Consider the following 19,623-nt stretch of genomic DNA (forward strand, 5'->3'; position numbering starts at 1 on the left):
GCCACGCGCACGCTCGTCCGTACCTCTCGATCCGGACGGAACGGGCTACGCGGCGCCGCACCGCAGGCGACGCGAGGCCTTGCGGCCCCGCGTCCTTGGACGCCGTCGTGGGGATGTCGCCACCCCCACGAGGCGCGGTATATCCGAGAAGCGAGTGTTACTTCGCCTTCTCGAGGATCTCCACGATCCTCCACCGCTTGGTAGCGGACAGAGGGCGGGTCTCCATCAGAAGCACGCGGTCGCCCACGCCACAGGCGTTGGACTCGTCGTGTGCCTTGTATTTGGTCGTACGGCGGATGACCTTGCCGTACAGACGGTGCTTGACGCGGTCCTCGACGACGACGACGACGGTCTTGTCCATCTTGTCGCTGACGACCAGGCCCTCGCGGACCTTGCGGAACTTGCGGTCGTCGACTTCGGCGCCCGTCTCGGTGGTCTCGGTCTCAGCCATCGCTCGTCTCCTTCTCGACCGTGACGATGCGAAGCTCGCGCTCGCGCATCACGGTGTAGATACGGGCGATCTCGCGGCGGACGGCCCGCAGCCGCCCGTGGCTCTCCAACTGACCGGTCGCTGCCTGGAAGCGGAGGTTGAACAGCTCCTCCTTGGCCTCCTTGAGCTTCTGGACCAGAGTGTCCTGGTCCTCCACTCGCAGCTCGCCGGCGGTCAGGCCCTTAGCCATCACGCCTCACCCATTTCACGCTTAACGATCTTGCACTTCATCGGGAGCTTGTGGATCGCGCGCTGCAGCGCCTCACGCGCCACAGTCTCCGTCACGCCGGACAGCTCGAACATCACGCGTCCGGGCTTGACGTTGGCGATCCACCACTCCGGAGAACCCTTACCGGAACCCATGCGGGTCTCGGCGGGCTTCTTCGTCAGGGGACGGTCGGGGTAGATGTTGATCCACACCTTGCCGCCGCGACGGATGTGACGGGTCATCGCGATACGAGCGGACTCGATCTGGCGGTTGGTCACGTAAGAGTGCTCAAGCGCCTGGATACCGAACTCGCCGAAGACGACCCTGGTGCCGCCCTTGGCGGCTCCGCTGCGGTCAGGCCGGTGCTGCTTGCGGTGCTTGACCCTGCGCGGGATCAGCATGGTCAGCTCCCTTCAGCACCCGGCTGCGCAGCCGGGCCGGTCTCGGGGGCGGCCTGAGCGGCCGCCTCAGTCCTGGGGGCGCGGTCGCCACGACCACCGCCACGGCGGGCGCCGCCACCGGCGCCACCGCCACCACGGCGCGGACGGTCGCCGCCGCCGCCACCCCGACGGTCATCACGCTCACGACGCTGGCCGGCACGAGCACCGGCGGCAGCCGCCTCGCGCTCGGCGCGGCTCGTCGGAGCCTCACCCTTGTAGATCCACACCTTCACGCCGATCCGGCCGAAGGTGGTACGGGCCTCGTAGAAGCCGTAGTCGATGTCCGCGCGCAGCGTGTGCAGCGGCACCCGGCCCTCGCGGTAGAACTCCGACCGCGACATCTCGGCGCCGCCCAGACGACCGGAGCACTGCACCCGGATGCCCTTGGCGCCGCTCTTCATGGCCGACTGCATCGCCTTGCGCATGGCACGGCGGAAGGAGACACGGCTGGAGAGCTGCTCGGCGACACCCTGCGCGACGAGCTGGGAGTCGATCTCGGGGTTCTTCACCTCGAGGATGTTGAGCTGAACCTGCTTCTTGGTCAGCTTCTCCAGGTCGCCACGGATACGGTCGGCCTCCGCGCCGCGGCGGCCGATGACGATGCCCGGGCGCGCGGTGTGGATGTCGACCTGAACGCGGTCGGTCGTACGCTCGATCTCCACCTTGGAGATACCGGCCCGCTCCATGCCCTTCTGCAGCATGCGGCGGATCGACACGTCCTCAGCGACGTACGACTTGTACAGCTTGTCGGCGTACCACCGGCTCTTGAAGTCGGTCGTGATGCCGAGGCGGAACCCGTGCGGGTTAACCTTCTGGCCCACTATCGGGTCCTTCCCTTCGGCTCGCGGGACTCCACGATCACGGTGATGTGGCTCGTCCGCTTGTTGATCCGATAGGCACGACCCTGCGCGCGCGGCCGGAACCGCTTCAGAGTCGGGCCCTCGTCGACCCACGCGCGGCTCACGACGAGCGTCTGGGGGTCGAGATCGAAATTGTGCTCTGCGTTCGCCATGGCGCTCGAGAGCACCTTGTAGATCGGCTCGCTCGCCGACTGGGGAGCGAACTGCAGCACGGCCTGCGCCTCCGAAGCGGGCAGCCCGCGAATAAGGTCCACCACACGGCGGGCCTTGAGGGGCGTGACGCGGACGAACCGCGCCTGAGCCCTGGCTTCCATCGCTTACTCCTCTTACTTCTGAAGGCGCTTATCGCCGGCTGCGGCGGTCATCCTTGACGTGGCTCCGGAACGTCCGCGTGGGAGCGAACTCTCCGAGCTTGTGGCCGATCATCGACTCGGTGACGAACACCGGGACGTGCTTGCGGCCGTCGTGCACGGCGATCGTGTGCCCGAGCATGTCGGGAACGATCATGGAGCGCCGCGACCACGTCTTGATGACGGTCTTGGTGCCCTTCTCGTTCTGCGTATCCACCTTCTTCTGAAGGTGGCCGTCAACGAAAGGGCCCTTCTTAAGGCTACGTGGCATTTCGGCTGCTCCTACCGCTTCTTCTTGCTGCGCCGACGGATGATCAGCCGGTCGCTGGCCTTGCTGGCCTGACGGGTGCGGCCCTCGGGCTTGCCCTTCGGGTTGACCGGGTGGCGACCACCGGAGGTCTTACCCTCACCACCACCATGCGGGTGGTCAACGGGGTTCATCGCGACACCACGGACGGTCGGGCGCTTGCCCTTCCACCGCATGCGGCCGGCCTTGCCCCAGTTGATGTTGGCCTGCTCGGCGTTGCCGACCTGACCGACCGACGCGCGGCAGCGCACGTCGACCATGCGCATCTCACCGGACGGCATACGCAGCGTGGCGTACTGGCCTTCCTTGGCGAGTAGCTGAATCTGAGCTCCCGCGGAGCGGCCCAGCTTGGCGCCACCACCCGGACGGAGCTCCACCGCGTGGATGAAGGTACCGGTCGGGATGTTGCGCAGCGGCAGGCAGTTGCCCGGCTTGATGTCGGCCGTGGCGCCGTTCTCGATGCGGTCGCCCTGCTTGAGGCCGGTCGGCGCGATGATGTAGCGCTTCTCGCCGTCGGCGTAGTGCAGCAGAGCAATATTGGCGGTGCGGTTGGGGTCGTACTCGATGTGAGCGACCTTGGCCGGAATGCCGTCCTTGTCATGCCTACGGAAGTCGATGATCCGGTAGGCGCGCTTGTGACCGCCGCCCTGGTGGCGTGCGGTGACCCGGCCGTGTACGTTACGGCCGCCCTTGCCATGAAGGGGTGCAAGCAGCGACTTCTCAGGCTCGCTGCGGGTGATCTCGGTGAAGTCCGAGACACTCGAGCCGCGGCGACCTGGGGTCGTCGGCTTGTACTTACGGATGCCCATCTTTTTCGTTCATCCTTCGTCGATATCCAGAATCCAAAAACTCTGGATCTCTTGTCTCAATCGTGCGAGGCCCCAGGCCGTCGTCGCCAGAGGCGACACCATGGGGATCGCGGGGGGCAGCGCCCCCCGCGTATCAGCCGATCTGACCGAAAATGTCGATCCGATCGCCCTCGGCCAAGCTCACGATCGCGCGCTTGGTGTCGGGACGCTTGCCGAAACCGGTCCGGGTGCGCTTGCGCTTGCCCTGCCGGTTGATCGTGTTCACGCTGGTGACCTTGACCCCGAAGATCTTCTCGACCGCGATCTTGACCTCGGTCTTGTTCGCGGTCTTCTTCACCAGGAACGTGTACTTGTTGTTCTCATCGATCAGGCCGTAGCTCTTCTCAGAGACGACCGGCTTGATGATGACGTCGCGCGGGTCGACGACCCTCGCCAGTCGGCCCACAGGCTTCTCGGCGGTCTGCTGATCGGTGCTGTTGTCCATCAGGCGTCTTCCTTCTCGCCCTGGCCCAGCCGAGCCACGACCTGGTCGTACGCCTCCTGGGTGAAGACCACGTCGTCAGAGCAGAGCACGTCGTAAGTGTTGAGCTGCCCGGAGTCCAGCAGGTGGACCTCGGGAGCGTTACGCAGGCTCAGCCAGGTCAGCTCGTCGGTGTCAGCGACCACGATGAGCACGGACTTGGCCTCGGTGATCGCGCGCAGCGCCTGGAGAGCGGTCTTCGTCTTCGGCGTCTCGCCGGAGACCAGGCTGCTCACCACGTGCACGCGACCGCCGCGAGCCCGGTCGGACAGGGCGCCACGCAGGGCGGCGGCCTTCATCTTCTTGGGCGTCCGCTGCGAGTAGTCGCGCGGAACCGGACCGTGGACGACGCCACCGCCGGCGAACTGCGGCGCACGCGTCGAACCCTGACGGGCGCGGCCGGTGCCCTTCTGGCGGTACGGCTTCTTGCCGCCGCCCCTGACCTCACCACGGGTCTTGGCCTTGTGCGTGCCCTGCCGACGAGCGGCGAGCTGCGCCACGACCACCTGGTGGATCAGCGGAACGTTGACCTTCGCGCCGAAGATGTCCTCGGGCAGGTCAACGGTGCCGGTCTTGGCGCCGCTGGCGTCGAGGACGTCAATGCTAGTCACTTGGCAGCCCCCTTCTTGGCGGCGGTGCGAACGAGGACCAGGCTGCCGTTGGCGCCGGGAATCGCACCCTTGATCAGGATGAGACCCTTCTCGACGTCCACGGCGTGAACCTTGAGGCTCTGCACGGTGGTGCGGACGTTACCCATCCGACCAGCCATACGCAGACCCTTGAATACGCGTCCCGGGGTGGCGCAGCCACCGATGGAACCCGGCGAGCGGTGCTTGCGCTGAGTACCGTGCGACGCGCCCAGACCCTTGAAGCCGTGACGCTTCATGACACCGGCGAAGCCCTTGCCCTTGCTCTTGCCCGTCACGTCGACGAACTGGCCGGCTTCGAAGGTGTCGGCCAGCAGTTCCTGGCCCAGGTTGTAGTCGCTCGCGTCGTCAGTGCGGATCTCCGCGAAGTAACGGCGCGGGGTGATGTCGTGCTTGCGCAGGTAGTCGCCGAGCGGCTTGTTGACCTTCCGCGGGTCGACCTGTCCGAAGCCGAGCTGGATGGCGGCATAGCCATCCTTTTCAGCGCTGCGGACGCGGGTCACCACGCACGGACCGGCCTCGACCACGGTGACCGGAACCATCCGGTTGTCCGCGTCGAAGACCTGGGTCATGCCGAGCTTCTTGCCCAGGACGCCCTTGATCGTCTTAGCCATGTCAGTGCGTTCCCTCAGAGCTTGATCGAAATGTCGACGCCAGCCGGGAGGTCGAGCCGCATGAGCGAGTCAACCGTCTTGGGCGTCGGGTCGATGATGTCAATGAGCCGCTTGTGCGTGCGCATCTCGAAATGCTCGCGGCTGTCCTTGTACTTGTGCGGCGAGCGGATGACGCAGTACACGTTCTTCTCGGTCGGCAGCGGCACCGGGCCCGCGACCTTCGCGCCAGTCCGCGTCACCGTCTCGACGATCTTCTTGGCCGAGCTATCGATGACCTCGTGGTCATAGGCCTTAAGCCGGATGCGGATCTTCTGTCCCGCCATAATGGCCTCGGTGTCCTTCGCTGTCGTCTGAAAAAGTATCGTGCGGCCTTTTGCCGCGTGCGGGTCGAGCCCGCACGACTCCACGAAGCAGACGTAAACGATCTGCCTTTTCTTCCGTGATCCGGCAGTTACTTCGGTCACCGACCGAAGCGACTGCTGGATCACGGCTTTCCCCGTGAAGCCTTCCGGAACGGAAGCCGTATGGACTTCTGTCCCGTTCGTGACGCGGCGGCCGGCCTCTGATGTGGAGGCCGACCGCCACCCCGCGATCGAACTACTTGATGATCTTGATGACCCGGCCGGCGCCGACGGTGCGGCCACCCTCACGGATCGCGAACTTGAGGCCGTCCTCCATGGCGATGGGCTGGATCAGCTCAACGCGCATTTCGGTGTTGTCGCCCGGCATGACCATCTCGGTGCCCTCGGGGAGGTTCACCACACCGGTCACGTCAGTCGTACGGAAGTAGAACTGCGGGCGGTAGTTGTTGAAGAACGGCGTGTGGCGGCCGCCCTCGTCCTTGGACAGGATGTAGACCTGGCCCTCGAACTCGGTGTGCGGGGTGGTCGTGCCCGGCTTGATGATGCACTGGCCGCGCTCGACCTGCTCGCGCTTGATGCCGCGGAGCAGCAGGGCGGCGTTGTCGCCGGCCTGACCCTCGTCGAGCATCTTGTTGAACATCTCGATGCTGGTGACGGTGGTGGTCGTCTTCTCCGGCTGAATGCCGATGATGTCGACCTGCTCGTTGACCTTGACGATGCCACGCTCGATACGGCCGGTGACGACCGTGCCGCGACCGGTGATCGAGAAGACGTCCTCGACCGGCATGAGGAACGGCTTCTCCGTCTCACGCGGCGGCTCGGGGACGTTCTCGTCCACGGCGTCCATCAGCTCGACGATCGTGTCGGCCCACTTCTGGTCGCCCTCAAGAGCCTTGAGCGCGGAGACGCGGATGACCGGAAGGTCGTCGCCGGGGAACTCCTGAGCGGACAGGAGCTCGCGAACCTCGAGCTCGACGAGCTCCAGGATCTCCTCGTCGTCCACCATGTCGGACTTGTTCAGAGCCACGACGATGTAGGGGACGCCGACCTGGCGGGCCAGGAGGACGTGCTCCTTCGTCTGGGGCATCGGACCGTCGGTGGCGGCGACCACGAGGATCGCGCCGTCCATCTGAGCGGCACCCGTGATCATGTTCTTCACGTAGTCGGCGTGACCGGGGCAGTCCACGTGAGCGTAGTGGCGCTTCTCGGTCTGGTACTCGACGTGCGCGATGGAAATCGTAATGCCGCGAGCCTTCTCCTCGGGCGCCTTGTCGATCTTGTCGAAAGGCGTTGCCGCGTTCAGCTCGGGGTAACGGTCGTGGAGCACCTTGGTGATCGCCGCGGTCAGCGTGGTCTTACCGTGGTCGATATGCCCAATGGTGCCGATGTTCATGTGCGGCTTGTTCCGCTCGAACTTGGCCTTGCCCACTGGTTCTCTCCTTGAGAATCTGACTGACTTTCGTCTGCACACTCGGGCCCGGGTGTTCCCGAACCCCTAGGCGGCGGGACGGTCTCGCGACCGTCCCGCCAGGGACCGGAACTATTCGCCCCGGGCCTTCGCGACGATCTCCTTGGCGATGCCCGGGGGCACCTCCGAGTAGGAGTCGAACTGCATGCTGTAGCTCGCGCGTCCCTGCGTCTTGCTACGCAGGTCGCCCACGTAGCCGAACATCTCAGACAGCGGCACGAGCGCCTGGATGACTCGGGCGCCTGCCCGCTCATCCATCGCCTGGATCTGCCCGCGGCGACCGTTGAGGTCACCGATGACATCACCCATGTAGTCCTCGGGCGTGGTGACCTCGACGGCCATCATCGGCTCAAGGAGCACAGCGTCAGCCTTGCGCGCGGCCTCCTTGAAGGCCATCGAGCCGGCAATCTTGAAGGCCATTTCCGAGGAGTCGACATCGTGCGCGGCACCGTCGGTCAGCGTCACCTTCACGCCCACCATCGGGTAGCCGGCCAGCACACCGAACTCGGCGGCCTCCTGAGCGCCCGCGTCGACCGAGGGGATGTACTCCCTCGGGACACGGCCACCCGTGACCTTGTTCTGGAACTCGTAGCCGTCGTTGCCTTCGCCCAGCGGCTCCAGATTGATGATCACCCGCGCGAACTGACCGGAACCACCGGTCTGCTTCTTGTGGGTGTAGTCGACCTTCTCCACCTTGCGGCGGATGGTCTCCCGGTAGGCGACCTGAGGACGACCGACGTTCGCCTCGACCTTGAACTCGCGCCGCATGCGGTCGACGAGGATCTCCAGGTGAAGCTCGCCCATGCCCCAGATGACCGTCTGACCGGTCTCCTCGTCACGGCGGACCTGGAAGGACGGGTCCTCCTCGGCCAGCCGCTGGATCGCGATCGACAGCTTCTCCTGGTCGCCCTTGGTCTTGGGCTCGATGGCGACGTTGATGACCGGAGCCGGGAACGTCATCGACTCGAGCACGACCTGGTGGGTCGGGTCGGAGAGGGTGTCACCGGTGGTGGTGTCCTTCAGACCCATGACCGCCACGATCTGACCAGCGATCGCCGTGGGGCGCTCTTCGCGCTTGTTGGCGTGCATCTGGTAGATCTTGCCGATCCGCTCCTTCTTCCCCTTCACAGAGTTGATGACCTGTGAACCGGTCTCGAGCGTGCCCGAGTAGACGCGGATGTAGGTGAGCTTGCCCAGGTGCGGGTCGCTCGCGATCTTGAAAGCCAAGGCGGAGAACGGCTCGGTCGGGTCCGCGTGCCGCTCGATCACCTTCTCCTCGTTGCCGACCGCGTGGCCCTTGAAGGCCGCGAGGTCGGTCGGCGCGGGGAGGTAGGCGACGATCGCGTCGAGCAGGGGCTGCACGCCCTTGTTCTTGAACGCGGTGCCGCACAGGACCGGATTGATGGCGCTGGCCAGCGTCGCGCGGCGAATGGCCGCGACCAGCTGCTCCTCGGTGGGCTCAGTGCCCTCGAGGAAGAGCTCCATCAGCTCGTCGTCGTTCTCGGCGACCGTCTCGATGAGCCGGTCACGCCACTCACGAGCGGCCTCGGCGTGGTCGGCCGGGAGGTCGACGACGTCGTACATCTCGCCCTTGGCCGCCTCGGCGCTCCACAGGAGGCCCTTCATCGTGATGACGTCGATGACGCCCTTGAAGTCGGCCTCGACGCCCCACGGCAGCTGAATGACCGCCGGGGTGGCGCCCAGGCGATTGATCATCATATCGACGCAGCGGTGGAACTCCGCGCCGACCCGGTCCATCTTGTTGACGAAGCAGATCCGGGGAACCTCGTAGCGGTCAGCCTGCCGCCACACCGTCTCCGACTGCGGCTCGACACCCGCGACGCCGTCGAACACGGCGACGGCACCGTCGAGGACGCGGAGCGAGCGCTCCACCTCGATGGTGAAGTCGACGTGTCCCGGGGTGTCGATGATGTTGATGGTGTGACCGTTCCACTCGCAGGTCGTCGCGGCAGACGTGATCGTGATGCCGCGCTCCTGCTCCTGCTCCATCCAGTCCATCGTGGCTGCGCCCTCGTGGACTTCACCGATCTTGTAGTTGATGCCGGTGTAGAACAGGATGCGCTCGGTCGTGGTGGTCTTGCCCGCGTCGATATGGGCCATGATCCCGATGTTGCGGACCTTGGCCAGGTCAAGAGCGGTCGTGGTGGCCACTTCTCTCGCGTCCTCGTCGTCTTGTCTCCTGCGGGGGCTCGCCCCCGCACGCCCCCTAAGTGCGAGGGCCTTCGGTCGTCTTGTCGACCACCGCTGGTGTGATGCCTACCAGCGGTAGTGGGCGAAGGCCTTGTTGGACTCGGCCATCTTGTGCGTGTCCTCGCGCTTCTTGACGCTCGCCCCGAGGCCGTTGCTGGCGTCGAGGAGCTCGTTCATGAGGCGCTCGGTCATGGTCTTCTCGCGGCGGGCGCGGGAGTACTGCACCAGCCAGCGCAGGGCCAGGGTGGTGCTGCGCGCCGCGCGCACCTCGACCGGCACCTGGTAGGTCGCGCCACCGACGCGACGGCTGCGGACCTCGAGAGTCGGCTTGACGTTGTCAAGCGCGCGCTTGAGGGTGACGACCGGGTCGTTGCCGGTCTTCTCCCTGCAGCCCTCGAGAGCGCCGTAGACGATCGACTGCGCGATAGAGCGCTTGCCGTCCAGAAGCACCTTGTTGATCAGAGCGGTGACCAGCGGCGAACTGTAAACCGGGTCAGACATGAGCTGACGACGGCCAGGAGAACCCTTACGAGGCATAGTTAGCTCTTCTCCCTCTTCGCACCGTAGTGGCTGCGGCCCTGCTTGCGGTTGCGGACACCCTGGGTGTCCAGCGAGCCGCGGATGATCTTGTAGCGAACACCCGGCAGGTCCTTCACACGACCGCCACGCACGAGCACGATCGAGTGCTCCTGCAGGTTGTGTCCCACACCGGGGATGTAGGCCGTGACCTCGATGCCGTTGGTGAGCCGCACACGGGCCACCTTGCGCAGTGCCGAGTTGGGCTTCTTCGGGGTCGTGGTGTAAACGCGCTGGCACACACCGCGCCGCTGCGGACTCCCCTTGAGGGCAGGAGTCTTGGTCTTGGTGACCTTGTCCTGCCGGCCCTTGCGGACCAACTGCTGAATAGTGGGCACTGCCACTCCGTTTCGTGCTGGCCGGTGTTACGTCTGGTTGAGCAATTCGCAGGTTCTGCCGGTGTCATGACCTGCGCATTCGCCTTGCTTCCGCGCCCCCGCGCTCGGGCGTGTCGCGCTATTCGCAAAACACAGCCACGAGGACTACGAGCCAGGAAGCCGACCCGCGCTCCGATATCAGCGCACGATCGAGAGCCCGCTAGCAACGGGCACGATGCTCAAGACTACCCAGGCCCGCGCGACACGTCAAAACGGCGCGGGCAGGCTCTTCAAGCCTTCCCACTCCGGCCGGCGGGACCCCATCCATCAAAGGCCCGGCTGCTGCTCCTCGGCAATGATATAGGCACTGACCGCATGCCGTCCCCCATACCAAAGAATCACCTACTCTACACGCCCCTCGGCGAGCTACGAGCGGGCCGACAGTGCCCGGCACCCTGCGGATTCGACTCCCGGGACCACCCTGACAGAGCGCCGCCGCACGACGGCCTACAGCGCCGTTCACGTACGAACCGAAAAACGCGCGCCCGGGCCCCTCAGTGAGGGACCCGGGCGCGCGCCACGGCTGCTTACGAGATGGTCACCGGTTGTACTGACCGAAGTCGTACTCCTCCAGCGGCACGGCCTCGCCGCTGCCGGTGCCGAAGGTGTAGTCGGCCGCGGAGCCGTCGTAACCGCCCACGGTGTACATGGCGGCCTTGGCCTCCTCGGTCGGCTCGACCCGGATGTTGCGGTACTGGGGCATGCCCGTACCGGCCGGGATGAGCTTGCCGATGATGACGTTCTCCTTCAGGCCCAGGAGCGAGTCGGACTTGGCGTGGATCGCCGCGTCCGTCAGGACCCTGGTGGTCTCCTGGAAGGAGGCCGCCGACAGCCACGACTCGGTGGCGAGCGACGCCTTGGTGATGCCCATGAGCACCGGACGACCGGCGGCCGGGGAGCCGCCTTCCGCCACGGTCTCGCGGTTCATCAGCTCGAAGCGCGGACGCTCCACGAGCTCGCCGGGCAGCAGGTCGGTGTCACCGGACTCCAGCACGTTCACGCGCTTGAGCATCTGCCGCACGATGATCTCGATGTGCTTGTCGTGGATCGACACACCCTGCGAGCGGTAGACCTGCTGGACCTCCGCCACCAGGTGCAGCTGCACGGCCCGCGGGCCGAGGATGCGCAGCACCTCGTTGGGGTTGACCGCACCGGCGACGAGCTGCTTACCGACCGTCACGCGCTGGCCATCGGTGATGAGCAGGCGCGAGCGCATGGAGACCGGGTAGGCGATCTCCTCCGAGCCGTCGTCGGGAGTGACGACGAGCTTGCGGGACTTGTCGGTCTCGTCGATCCGGACCCTGCCCTCGGCCTCGGAGATCGGGGCGACACCCTTGGGGATGCGCGCCTCGAAGAGCTCCTGGACTCGGGGCAGACCGTGGGTAATGTCGGCGCCCGCCACACCACCGGTGTGGAAGGTACGCATCGTCAGCTGCGTGCCGGGCTCGCCGATCGACTGGGCGGCGATGATGCCGACCGCCTCGCCGACGTCCACGAGCTTGCCGGTGGCCAGCGAACGGCCGTAGCAGGTCGCGCAGACCCCGATCTTGGCCTCGCAGACGAGCGCACTGCGGGTACGGACGGTCTCGACGCCGGCCTCGACCAGCGCGGTGACGTGGATGTCGTTGATGTCGACACCCGCGGGCACGATGACCTTGCCGTCGACCTCGACGTCCTCGGCCATGATGCGGCCGTGCACGTTGGACTCGGCGTTCTCGGCCTTGACCAGGGTGCCCGAGGTGTCGCGCTCGCCGACGTGCAGCGGAACGCCACGGTCGGTGCCACAGTCGATCTCGCGCACGATGACGTCCTGCGCCACGTCCACCAGACGCCGGGTGAGGTAACCCGAGTCCGCCGTACGCAGCGCGGTGTCGGCCAGACCCTTGCGCTGTCCGTGGGTGGAGATGAAGTATTCCAGCACCGACAGGCCCTCGCGGAACGAGGCCTTGATCGGCCGCGGGATCGTCTCACCCTTGGTGTTGGACACCAGGCCACGGATGCCGGCGATCTGACGCACCTGCATCTTGTTGCCTCGGGCGCCGGAGTTGACCATCATCCAGACCGGGTTGGTCGCCGGGAAGGCGTTGACCATGTCGGTCTCGACGTCGGCCGTGGCGTGCGTCCAGATCTCGATGAGCTCCTGACGGCGCTCCTCGTCGGTGATCAGACCGCGCTCGTACTCACGCTGCACCTTGTCGGCGCGGCGCTCGTAGCTCTCCATGATCTCGGCCTTGTTGGGCGGCGCGATGACGTCGTCGATCGAGATCGTGACGCCGGAGCGGGTCGCCCAGCGGAAGCCGGCGTCCTTGAGCGCGTCGAGCGCGTTGGCCACTTCGACCTTGGGATAGGTCTCGGCCAGCTCGTTGACGATCGTGGACAGCTGCTTCTTGCCGACCTGGAAGTTGACGAACGGGTAGGACGCGGGCAGCGTCTGGTTGAACAGGCACCGCCCGAACGTCGTCTCCAGGCGGATCGGGTCGCCCTGCTCCCAGCCCTCGGGAGCCACCCAGTCACGCGGCGGCAGGACGTCCTTCATCCGGATCTGGATCTTCGCCTGGATGTCCAGCTCGCGGCGGTCGAAGGCCATCTGGGCCTCGGCGATCGAGCCGAAGACCCGGCCCTCGCCGATGGCGCCGTCCTTGTGCGTGGTCAGCCAGTAGAGGCCGATGACCATGTCCTGGGTGGGCATCGTCACGGGCTTGCCGTCGGCCGGCTTGAGGATGTTGTTGGTCGAGAGCATCAGGATGCGTGCCTCGGCCTGGGCCTCAGCCGACAGCGGCAGGTGCACGGCCATCTGGTCGCCGTCGAAGTCCGCGTTGAAGGCGGTGCAGACGAGCGGGTGGATCTGGATGGCCTTGCCCTCGACGAGCTGCGGCTCGAACGCCTGGATGCCCAGACGGTGCAGCGTCGGCGCGCGGTTGAGCAGCACGGGGTGCTCGGTGATGACCTCTTCGAGCACGTCCCACACCACGGGCCTGGCGCGCTCGACCATCCGCTTGGCCGACTTGATGTTCTGGGCGTGGTTGAGATCGACCAGCCTCTTCATCACGAACGGCTTGAACAGCTCCAGCGCCATCTGCTTGGGCAGACCGCACTGGTGCAGCTTGAGCTGCGGGCCGACGACGATGACCGAACGGCCGGAGTAGTCGACTCGCTTGCCCAGCAGGTTCTGGCGGAAGCGGCCCTGCTTGCCCTTGAGCATGTCGCTGAGGGACTTGAGGGGCCGGTTGCCGGGACCGGTGACCGGGCGGCCACGACGGCCGTTGTCGAACAGCGCGTCGACGGCCTCCTGCAGCATCCGCTTCTCATTGTTCACGATGATCTCGGGCGCGCCGAGGTCGAGAAGTCGCTTGAGGCGGTTGTTGCGGTTGATGACCCGGCGGTAGAGGTCGTTCAGGTCGGAGGTGGCGAACCGGCCACCGTCGAGCTGAACCATCGGCCGCAGGTCCGGCGGAATGACCGGAATGCAGTCGAGCACCATGCCGCGCGGCGAGTTGGTGGTGCTGAGGAACGCCACGACGACCTTGAGCCGCTTGAGCGCGCGGGCCTTCTTCTGGCCCTTGCCGCTGCGGATGGTCTCGCGCAGGTTCTCGGCCTCCTGGGCGAGGTCGAAGCTGATCAGGCGATCCTGGATCGCCTGCGCCCCCATGCCGCCCTTGAAGTAACGGCCGAAACGGTCCCGCATCTCGCGGTAGAGCAGCTCGTCGCCCTCGAGGTCCTGGACCTTGAGGTTCTTGAAGCGGCTCCAGACCTCCTCGAGCCGGTCCAGCTCACGCTGGGCCCGGTCGCGGAGCTGGCGCATCTCGCGCTCGGCGCCCTCGCGGACCTTGCGGCGCTGGTCGCCCTTGGCGCCGGCGGCCTCGAGCTCGCCCAGGTCGCTTTCGAGCTTCTTCTGCCTGGCCTCGACGTCGGCGTCACGGCGCTGCTCGATGTGCTGCCGCTCGACGGAGATCTTCGCCTCGAGCGAGGGCAGGTCACGCTCACGCATGTCGGTGTCGACATGCGTGATCATGTACGCCGCGAAGTAGATGACCTTCTCCAGGTCCTTCGGGGCGAGGTCGAGCAGGTAGCCCAGACGCGACGGGACACCCTTGAAGTACCAGATGTGGGTGACCGGCGCGGCCAGCTCGATGTGGCCCATCCGCTCACGACGCACCTTGGCGCGAGTGACCTCGACGCCACAGCGCTCACAGATGATGCCCTTGAAGCGGACGCGCTTGTACTTGCCGCAGTAGCACTCCCAGTCGCGGGTCGGGCCGAAGATCTTCTCGCAGAAGAGTCCGTCCTTTTCCGGCTTGAGAGTCCGGTAGTTGATGGTCTCGGGCTTCTTGACCTCACCGTGCGACCACTGACGGATGTCGTCGGCCGTCGCCAGCCCGATCCGAAGCTCGTCGAAGAAGTTGACGTCCAGCATGCTTGCGATCTCCCCCTCAGACTTCTTCCACGCTGCTCGGCTCACGCCGGGACAGATCGATACCGAGCTCCTCCGCGGCGCGGAAGACGTCCTCGTCGGTGTCCCGCATCTCGATGGACATGCCGTCGCTGGAGAGCACCTCGACGTTGAGGCAGAGCGACTGCATTTCCTTGATGAGGACCTTGAAGGACTCCGGGATGCCCGGCTCGGGAATGTTCTCGCCCTTGACGATCGCCTCGTAGACCTTCACGCGGCCGAGGACGTCGTCAGACTTGATCGTCAGCAGCTCCTGCAGTGCGTAGGCGGCGCCGTACGCTTCCAGCGCCCACACCTCCATCTCACCGAAGCGCTGGCCACCGAACTGGGCCTTACCGCCGAGCGGCTGCTGGGTGATCATGGAGTAAGGGCCGGTCGACCGGGCGTGGATCTTGTCGTCGACCAGGTGGAGGAGCTTGAGGATGTAGATGTAGCCGACCGCGATCGGGTAAGGGAACGGCTCGCCGGAGCGGCCGTCGAACAGGCGGGCCTTACCGCTCTGCTGCACCATCCGGTCACCGTCGCGGTTGGCGACGGTGCTGCCGAGCAGGCCGACGATCTCCTCCTCGTGCGCGCCGTCGAAGACCGGCGTCGCCATGGCGGTGAACGGCTCGACCTTGTCGTGGCCCTTGTCCCGCAGCCGCTGCGCCCAGGCCTCCTGGACCCCGGAGATGTCCCAGCCACGCGCGGCGATCCACCCGAGGTGGGTCTCCAGCACCTGACCGACGTTCATCCGGCCGGGCACGCCCAGCGGGTTGAGGATGATGTCGACCGGGGTGCCGTCCTCAAGGAACGGCATGTCCTCGACCGGCAGGATCTTGGAGATGACGCCCTTGTTGCCGTGCCGGCCGGCCAGCTTGTCACCATCGGTGATCTTGCGCTTCTGCGCCACGTAGACGCGGACCAGCTCGTTGACGCCCGGAGGAAGCTCGTCGCCCTCCTCGCGGGAGAACACGCGGACCCCGATGACCTTGCCCATCTCGCCGTGCGGCACCTTCAGCGAGGTGTCGCGGACTTCACGGGCCTTCTCCCCGAAGATCGCGCGCAGCAGGCGCTCCTCCGGCGTCAGCTCGGTCTCACCCTTGGGCGTGACCTTGCCGACGAGGATGTCGCCGGGGACGACCTCGGCGCCGATGCGGATGATGCCGCGCTCGTCCAGGTCGGCCAGGACCTCTTCGGAGACGTTCGGGATGTCCCGGGTGATCTCCTCGGGGCCCAGCTTGGTGTCACGGGCGTCGACCTCGTGCTCCTCGATGTGAATCGAGGAAAGGACGTCGTCCTGGACCAGCCGCTGGGACAGGATGATCGCGTCTTCGTAGTTGTGACCCTCCCACGGCATGAACGCCACGAGCAGGTTCTTGCCCAGCGCCATCTCACCCTGGTCGGTGCACGGGCCGTCGGCGATGACCTGGTTGATCTCCACCCGGTCGCCCTCGGCCACGATCGGCTTCTGGTTGAACGAGGTGCCCTGGTTGGAACGCTTGAACTTGGCGACGCGGTAGGTGGTCCGCGTGCCGTCGTCGTTCATCACGGTGACGTAGTCGGCGGAGACCTCCTCGACCACGCCGGCCTTCTCCGCGCTGATGACGTCACCGGCGTCGGTCGCGGCACGGTATTCCATGCCGGTGCCGACCAGCGGCGCCTCGCTCTTGAGCAACGGCACCGACTGACGCTGCATGTTGGAGCCCATGAGCGCGCGGTTGGCGTCGTCGTGCTCCAGGAACGGGATCATCGCCGTGGCGACCGACACCATCTGACGTGGCGACACGTCGATGTAGTCGACCTCCTCGGCACGAGCCAGCTCGGTCTCACCGCCCTTGGTACGGACCAGAACGCGGTTCTCGGCGAACGTGCCGTCCGGGTTGAGCACCGTGTTGGCCTGCGCCTTGACGAAACGGTCCTCCTCGTCGGCGGTGAGGTAGTCGACCTGGTCGGTCACCTTGCCGTCGACGACCTTGCGGTAAGGCGTCTCCACAAAACCGAAGGCGTTGATCCGCCCGTAGGACGCGAGCGACCCGATCAGGCCGATGTTCGGCCCCTCAGGCGTCTCGATCGGGCACATCCGGCCATAGTGGGACGGGTGCACGTCACGGACCTCGAAGCCGGCCCGCTCACGCGACAGACCACCGGGGCCCAGCGCGGACAGACGCCGCTTGTGCGTCAGGCCGGCCAGCGGGTTGGTCTGGTCCATGAACTGCGACAGCTGCGAGGTGCCGAAGAACTCCCTGATCGACGCCACGACCGGGCGAATGTTGATCAGGGTCTGCGGCGTGATCGCCTCGACGTCCTGCGTCGTCATCCGCTCGCGGACGACGCGCTCCATCCGGGCCAGGCCCAGGCGGACCTGGTTCTGGATGAGCTCGCCGACGCTGCGCAGACGGCGGTTGCCGAAGTGGTCGATGTCGTCGACCTCGACGATCACCGTGTCGATCGGCGCGCCCTCGGCCGCGGGCATCGCGTCCTCGCCCGCGTGCAGGCGGACGATGTATTCGATGGTGGCGACGATGTCCTGCTCGGTCAGCGTGCCCTGAGTGATCTCAGAGTCGGCGCCGAGCTTCTTGTTGATCTTGTAACGACCCACCTTGGCGAGGTCGTAGCGCTTGGGATTGAAATAGAGGTTCTCCAGCAGGGTCTGCGCCGACTCCTTGGTCGGCGGCTCACCCGGCCGCAGCTTGCGGTAGATGTCGAGCAGGGCGTCATCCTGACCGGCGGTGTGGTCCTTCTCCAGGGTGGCCCGCATCGACTCGTACTGGCCGAAGCGCTCGAGGATCTGCTCCGTGGTCCATCCCAGTGCCTTGAGAAGCACAGTGACGGCCTGCTTGCGCTTACGGTCGATGCGCACACCGACGCTGTCGCGCTTGTCGATCTCGAACTCGAGCCAGGCACCCCGGGACGGGATGACCTTGCAGCCGTAGAGGTCCTTGTCCGACGTCTTGTCGACACTGCGGTCGAAGTAGACGCCGGGCGACCTCACCAGCTGGGAGACCACGACACGCTCGGTGCCGTTGATGATGAAGGTGCCCTTCGGCGTCATGAGCGGGAAGTCGCCCATGAACACCGTCTGACTCTTGATCTCACCGGTGGTGTTATTGATGAACTCCGCCGTGACGAACATCGGGGCGGAGAAGGTCATGTCCTTGTCTTTGCATTCATCGACTGAGTACTTGGGCGGCTCGAATCGATGGTCGCGGAACGACAAGGACATGGTCCCCGAGAAGTCCTCGATCGGACTGATCTCTTCGAAGATCTCTTCGAGACCCGACTGGGTCGGGACGTCCTTGCGACCGGCCTGACGAGCCGCCTCGACCCGGCCCTTCCACTTCTCGTTACCGAGCAGCCAGTCAAAAGACTCGGTCTGCAGGGCGAGAAGGTCAGGAACTTCGAGGGGCTCCTGGATGCGCGAAAACGAGACGCGACTGGGACCGGCGGGTACGGCGGAGGCGTTGCGCGAGGCTGCCAACAGATGTCCTTCCGAGGGCTCGCGGCGGACTGACTACACGCACGCCAGACAACCTCGCAACGTGAGCAGCGGAGCGGGTCGTCAAAGGGCAGCGCAAAGGGGCAGTGTAGCCGAACGGCACACGCCTGTCCACTTCGCTCTCGCTGCATGCTTCACGTTGGTCGCAGCATCGCCCGTCCGAGCGTAAACGTCAAGCCCGAAAGCTCGACTTTTAGCTGCCTCAGGGCCTGGACGCTGGGTTTTCTTCCTTGTGTGATCGGTCGTCTGCCGCCCGGCCCAAGACGATACCCGCGAACGGGGGCGGCTAACGCTCCGTCACACCGGGGGTCGAACCCATGCTGACAACCGGTGTAGCTAGGAGCTGGATACCCGCGACCTGGTGTCCGCGAAACCTGGATTTTAGTAACAATTGAACTAAGCGGCGCGCCCGGCCCCTCACGCGGTCCCGATCAGAGTCGACAGATCGGCCACCAGCCAGCGCGATCCTTGCTCGATCATGACGAACCTGGCCCGGTTCTGGCTGACCTGTTGCTGCGGCTCTGCCTTGCCGGCGATCTTCTTTACCGTACCCGTGTTCACGAACATCAGAACCTCCACGCGGCCGGGTTCGGCACGCTCCACGGCGACGGCCGCGACCGAGGTGGTCTGTACGGTCCGCTCCGCTTTCGCCTTGGCCACCAGCGTGCCGGACAGCTCCTTGTAGTGGCTGGTGAGCGCGCCCGTCGTGTGCCCCGCCGCCCGCGCCAGATCCTGCTCGATCGTGCGGTAGTCGTAGGACAGCAGATCGGGGGCGACGGCCTTGGCCGCGGCCATCGCCTCGGCGCCCGCCGTCTCGCCGCCGCGCATGGCGCGCAGGTCCAGCCAGAGCACCCCCGTCACGGTCGCCAGGGCCAGCACCAGGACGGCCAGCGAGGCGACCGCGGCCCTCCTCACGAGACCTGCACCGCCTTGGAGACCAGCCACGTGCCCGAGACCTTGGTCAGGTCCATCGACCATCGGTAGAACCGCTCCTGCGGCGCATTGTCGGAGCCGTCCCAGCGGATCTCCACATCGGCGACCACGAGCGCCTTGGCCGTGCTCTCCGACAGCGACACCAGTCCGGCCGCACGCAGCACGCCTTCCTGCACGACCTTGTCGGCGACCGTGGTGCTCCTGAGCTTGCTCGCGCCGGCCTCGTAGCCCGCCTTCGCCGCGCCCGTCGACGTGGCCAGAATGCGCTGAAGGTCGGCCTCCACCGTCCTGTGGTCGAGTGAGAGCAAACTCACAGCGTGGGTGCCCGCCGCGAGCAGCGCCGCCTGCCGGTCGTCCGCCCTGGCCTGCGCGTCGCGCGCCTGCATGACCAGCCAGACGACGGCGCCGATCAGCAGCGCCGCCGCGACGGCGAGCGCCGGGACCGCGTGGCGGGCCAGCCGAGCCACGATCTCGGCCACGTCCGCACCCCCTTCCCCGCACCGATTCGCCGGGATCATAACCC

General features: G+C 66.1%; 19 protein-coding genes. All 19 read right to left on the reverse strand.

What is annotated here, in order from left to right:
- Positions 1–157: 157 nt before the first annotated feature.
- Positions 158–451, reverse strand: coding sequence for a 30S ribosomal protein S17 (gene rpsQ, locus IEY87_RS25170; RefSeq protein ID WP_189141234.1), 294 nt, complete (start codon positions 449–451; stop codon positions 158–160).
- Complete coding sequence (gene rpmC, locus IEY87_RS25175; RefSeq protein ID WP_189141235.1) at positions 444–680, reverse strand: 50S ribosomal protein L29; 237 nt, start codon at positions 678–680, stop codon at positions 444–446. Before rpmC ends, rpsQ begins: the two co-directional genes overlap by 8 nt.
- Positions 680–1,099 carry a 50S ribosomal protein L16 gene (rplP, locus tag IEY87_RS25180; RefSeq protein ID WP_189141236.1) on the reverse strand — a complete coding sequence of 140 codons (420 nt, stop codon included), beginning with the start codon at positions 1,097–1,099 and terminating at the stop codon, positions 680–682. Before rplP ends, rpmC begins: the two co-directional genes overlap by 1 nt.
- Positions 1,100–1,101: 2 nt before the next feature.
- A complete protein-coding gene (gene rpsC / locus IEY87_RS25185; protein ID WP_189141237.1) occupies positions 1,102–1,959 on the reverse strand; it encodes a 30S ribosomal protein S3 in 858 nt (285 codons plus the stop codon).
- Positions 1,959–2,312, reverse strand: a complete 354-nt coding sequence (rplV, locus tag IEY87_RS25190) for a 50S ribosomal protein L22 (RefSeq protein WP_189141238.1) — start codon at positions 2,310–2,312, stop codon at positions 1,959–1,961. The genes rpsC and rplV overlap by 1 nt, the downstream gene beginning before the upstream one ends.
- Positions 2,313–2,340: 28 nt before the next feature.
- The gene (rpsS, locus tag IEY87_RS25195) at positions 2,341–2,619 is read right to left on the reverse strand and encodes a 30S ribosomal protein S19 (protein WP_189141239.1); all 279 of its coding nucleotides are present in this window, start codon (positions 2,617–2,619) and stop codon (positions 2,341–2,343) included.
- An 11-nt stretch (positions 2,620–2,630) separates the two neighbouring features.
- A complete protein-coding gene (rplB, locus tag IEY87_RS25200; protein ID WP_189141240.1) occupies positions 2,631–3,464 on the reverse strand; it encodes a 50S ribosomal protein L2 in 834 nt (277 codons plus the stop codon).
- Positions 3,465–3,597: 133 nt separating this feature from the next.
- Positions 3,598–3,948, reverse strand: coding sequence for a 50S ribosomal protein L23 (gene rplW / locus IEY87_RS25205; protein WP_189141241.1), 351 nt, complete (start codon positions 3,946–3,948; stop codon positions 3,598–3,600).
- Entirely contained in the window at positions 3,948–4,595 is a 648-nt protein-coding gene (rplD, locus tag IEY87_RS25210) for a 50S ribosomal protein L4 (RefSeq protein WP_189141242.1), read from the reverse strand. The genes rplW and rplD overlap by 1 nt, the downstream gene beginning before the upstream one ends.
- On the reverse strand, positions 4,592–5,245 hold the full coding sequence (gene rplC / locus IEY87_RS25215; protein ID WP_189141243.1) for a 50S ribosomal protein L3: 654 nt from the start codon (positions 5,243–5,245) through the stop codon (positions 4,592–4,594). The genes rplD and rplC overlap by 4 nt, the downstream gene beginning before the upstream one ends.
- A gap of 14 nt (positions 5,246–5,259) precedes the next feature.
- Complete coding sequence (gene rpsJ / locus IEY87_RS25220) at positions 5,260–5,568, reverse strand: 30S ribosomal protein S10 (RefSeq protein ID WP_012887830.1); 309 nt, start codon at positions 5,566–5,568, stop codon at positions 5,260–5,262.
- 274 nt (positions 5,569–5,842) lie between these two features.
- Positions 5,843–7,036, reverse strand: a complete 1,194-nt coding sequence (tuf, locus tag IEY87_RS25225; RefSeq protein WP_189141244.1) for an elongation factor Tu — start codon at positions 7,034–7,036, stop codon at positions 5,843–5,845.
- 111 nt (positions 7,037–7,147) lie between these two features.
- Entirely contained in the window at positions 7,148–9,196 is a 2,049-nt protein-coding gene (gene fusA / locus IEY87_RS25230) for an elongation factor G (protein WP_229699387.1), read from the reverse strand.
- A gap of 156 nt (positions 9,197–9,352) precedes the next feature.
- Positions 9,353–9,823: a 30S ribosomal protein S7 gene (rpsG, locus tag IEY87_RS25235; RefSeq protein ID WP_043623423.1), complete on the reverse strand. Its 471-nt coding sequence runs from the start codon at positions 9,821–9,823 to the stop codon at positions 9,353–9,355.
- A 2-nt stretch (positions 9,824–9,825) separates the two neighbouring features.
- Positions 9,826–10,200, reverse strand: a complete 375-nt coding sequence (gene rpsL, locus IEY87_RS25240; RefSeq protein ID WP_189141246.1) for a 30S ribosomal protein S12 — start codon at positions 10,198–10,200, stop codon at positions 9,826–9,828.
- Between the two features lie 577 nt (positions 10,201–10,777).
- Positions 10,778–14,653, reverse strand: coding sequence for a DNA-directed RNA polymerase subunit beta' (locus IEY87_RS25245; protein ID WP_189141247.1), 3,876 nt, complete (start codon positions 14,651–14,653; stop codon positions 10,778–10,780).
- 16 nt (positions 14,654–14,669) lie between these two features.
- The gene (rpoB, locus tag IEY87_RS25250) at positions 14,670–18,149 is read right to left on the reverse strand and encodes a DNA-directed RNA polymerase subunit beta (protein WP_189141248.1); all 3,480 of its coding nucleotides are present in this window, start codon (positions 18,147–18,149) and stop codon (positions 14,670–14,672) included.
- A gap of 435 nt (positions 18,150–18,584) precedes the next feature.
- Positions 18,585–19,082, reverse strand: coding sequence for a hypothetical protein (locus IEY87_RS25255; protein ID WP_189141249.1), 498 nt, complete (start codon positions 19,080–19,082; stop codon positions 18,585–18,587).
- Positions 19,079–19,579, reverse strand: a complete 501-nt coding sequence (locus IEY87_RS25260) for an Rv1363c family protein (RefSeq protein ID WP_189141250.1) — start codon at positions 19,577–19,579, stop codon at positions 19,079–19,081. The genes IEY87_RS25255 and IEY87_RS25260 overlap by 4 nt, the downstream gene beginning before the upstream one ends.
- Positions 19,580–19,623 lie beyond the last annotated feature (44 nt).

It is taken from the genome of Nonomuraea glycinis, assembly GCF_014646515.1.
In the GTDB taxonomy this organism is placed as follows: Bacteria; Actinomycetota; Actinomycetes; order Streptosporangiales; family Streptosporangiaceae; genus Nonomuraea; species Nonomuraea glycinis.

Coding starts and splice junctions, on each gene's coding strand:
- rpsQ (WP_189141234.1), bottom strand. CDS start 451: ATGGCTGAGACCGAGACCACCGAGACGGGCGCCGAAGTCGACGACCGC.
- rpmC (WP_189141235.1), bottom strand. CDS start 680: ATGGCTAAGGGCCTGACCGCCGGCGAGCTGCGAGTGGAGGACCAGGAC.
- rplP (WP_189141236.1), bottom strand. CDS start 1,099: ATGCTGATCCCGCGCAGGGTCAAGCACCGCAAGCAGCACCGGCCTGAC.
- rplV (WP_189141238.1), bottom strand. CDS start 2,312: ATGGAAGCCAGGGCTCAGGCGCGGTTCGTCCGCGTCACGCCCCTCAAG.
- rpsS (WP_189141239.1), bottom strand. CDS start 2,619: ATGCCACGTAGCCTTAAGAAGGGCCCTTTCGTTGACGGCCACCTTCAG.
- rplB (WP_189141240.1), bottom strand. CDS start 3,464: ATGGGCATCCGTAAGTACAAGCCGACGACCCCAGGTCGCCGCGGCTCG.
- rplW (WP_189141241.1), bottom strand. CDS start 3,948: ATGGACAACAGCACCGATCAGCAGACCGCCGAGAAGCCTGTGGGCCGA.
- rplC (WP_189141243.1), bottom strand. CDS start 5,245: ATGGCTAAGACGATCAAGGGCGTCCTGGGCAAGAAGCTCGGCATGACC.
- rpsJ (WP_012887830.1), bottom strand. CDS start 5,568: ATGGCGGGACAGAAGATCCGCATCCGGCTTAAGGCCTATGACCACGAG.
- fusA (WP_229699387.1), bottom strand. CDS start 9,196: ATGGCCCATATCGACGCGGGCAAGACCACCACGACCGAGCGCATCCTG.
- rpsG (WP_043623423.1), bottom strand. CDS start 9,823: ATGCCTCGTAAGGGTTCTCCTGGCCGTCGTCAGCTCATGTCTGACCCG.
- IEY87_RS25245 (WP_189141247.1), bottom strand. CDS start 14,653: ATGCTGGACGTCAACTTCTTCGACGAGCTTCGGATCGGGCTGGCGACG.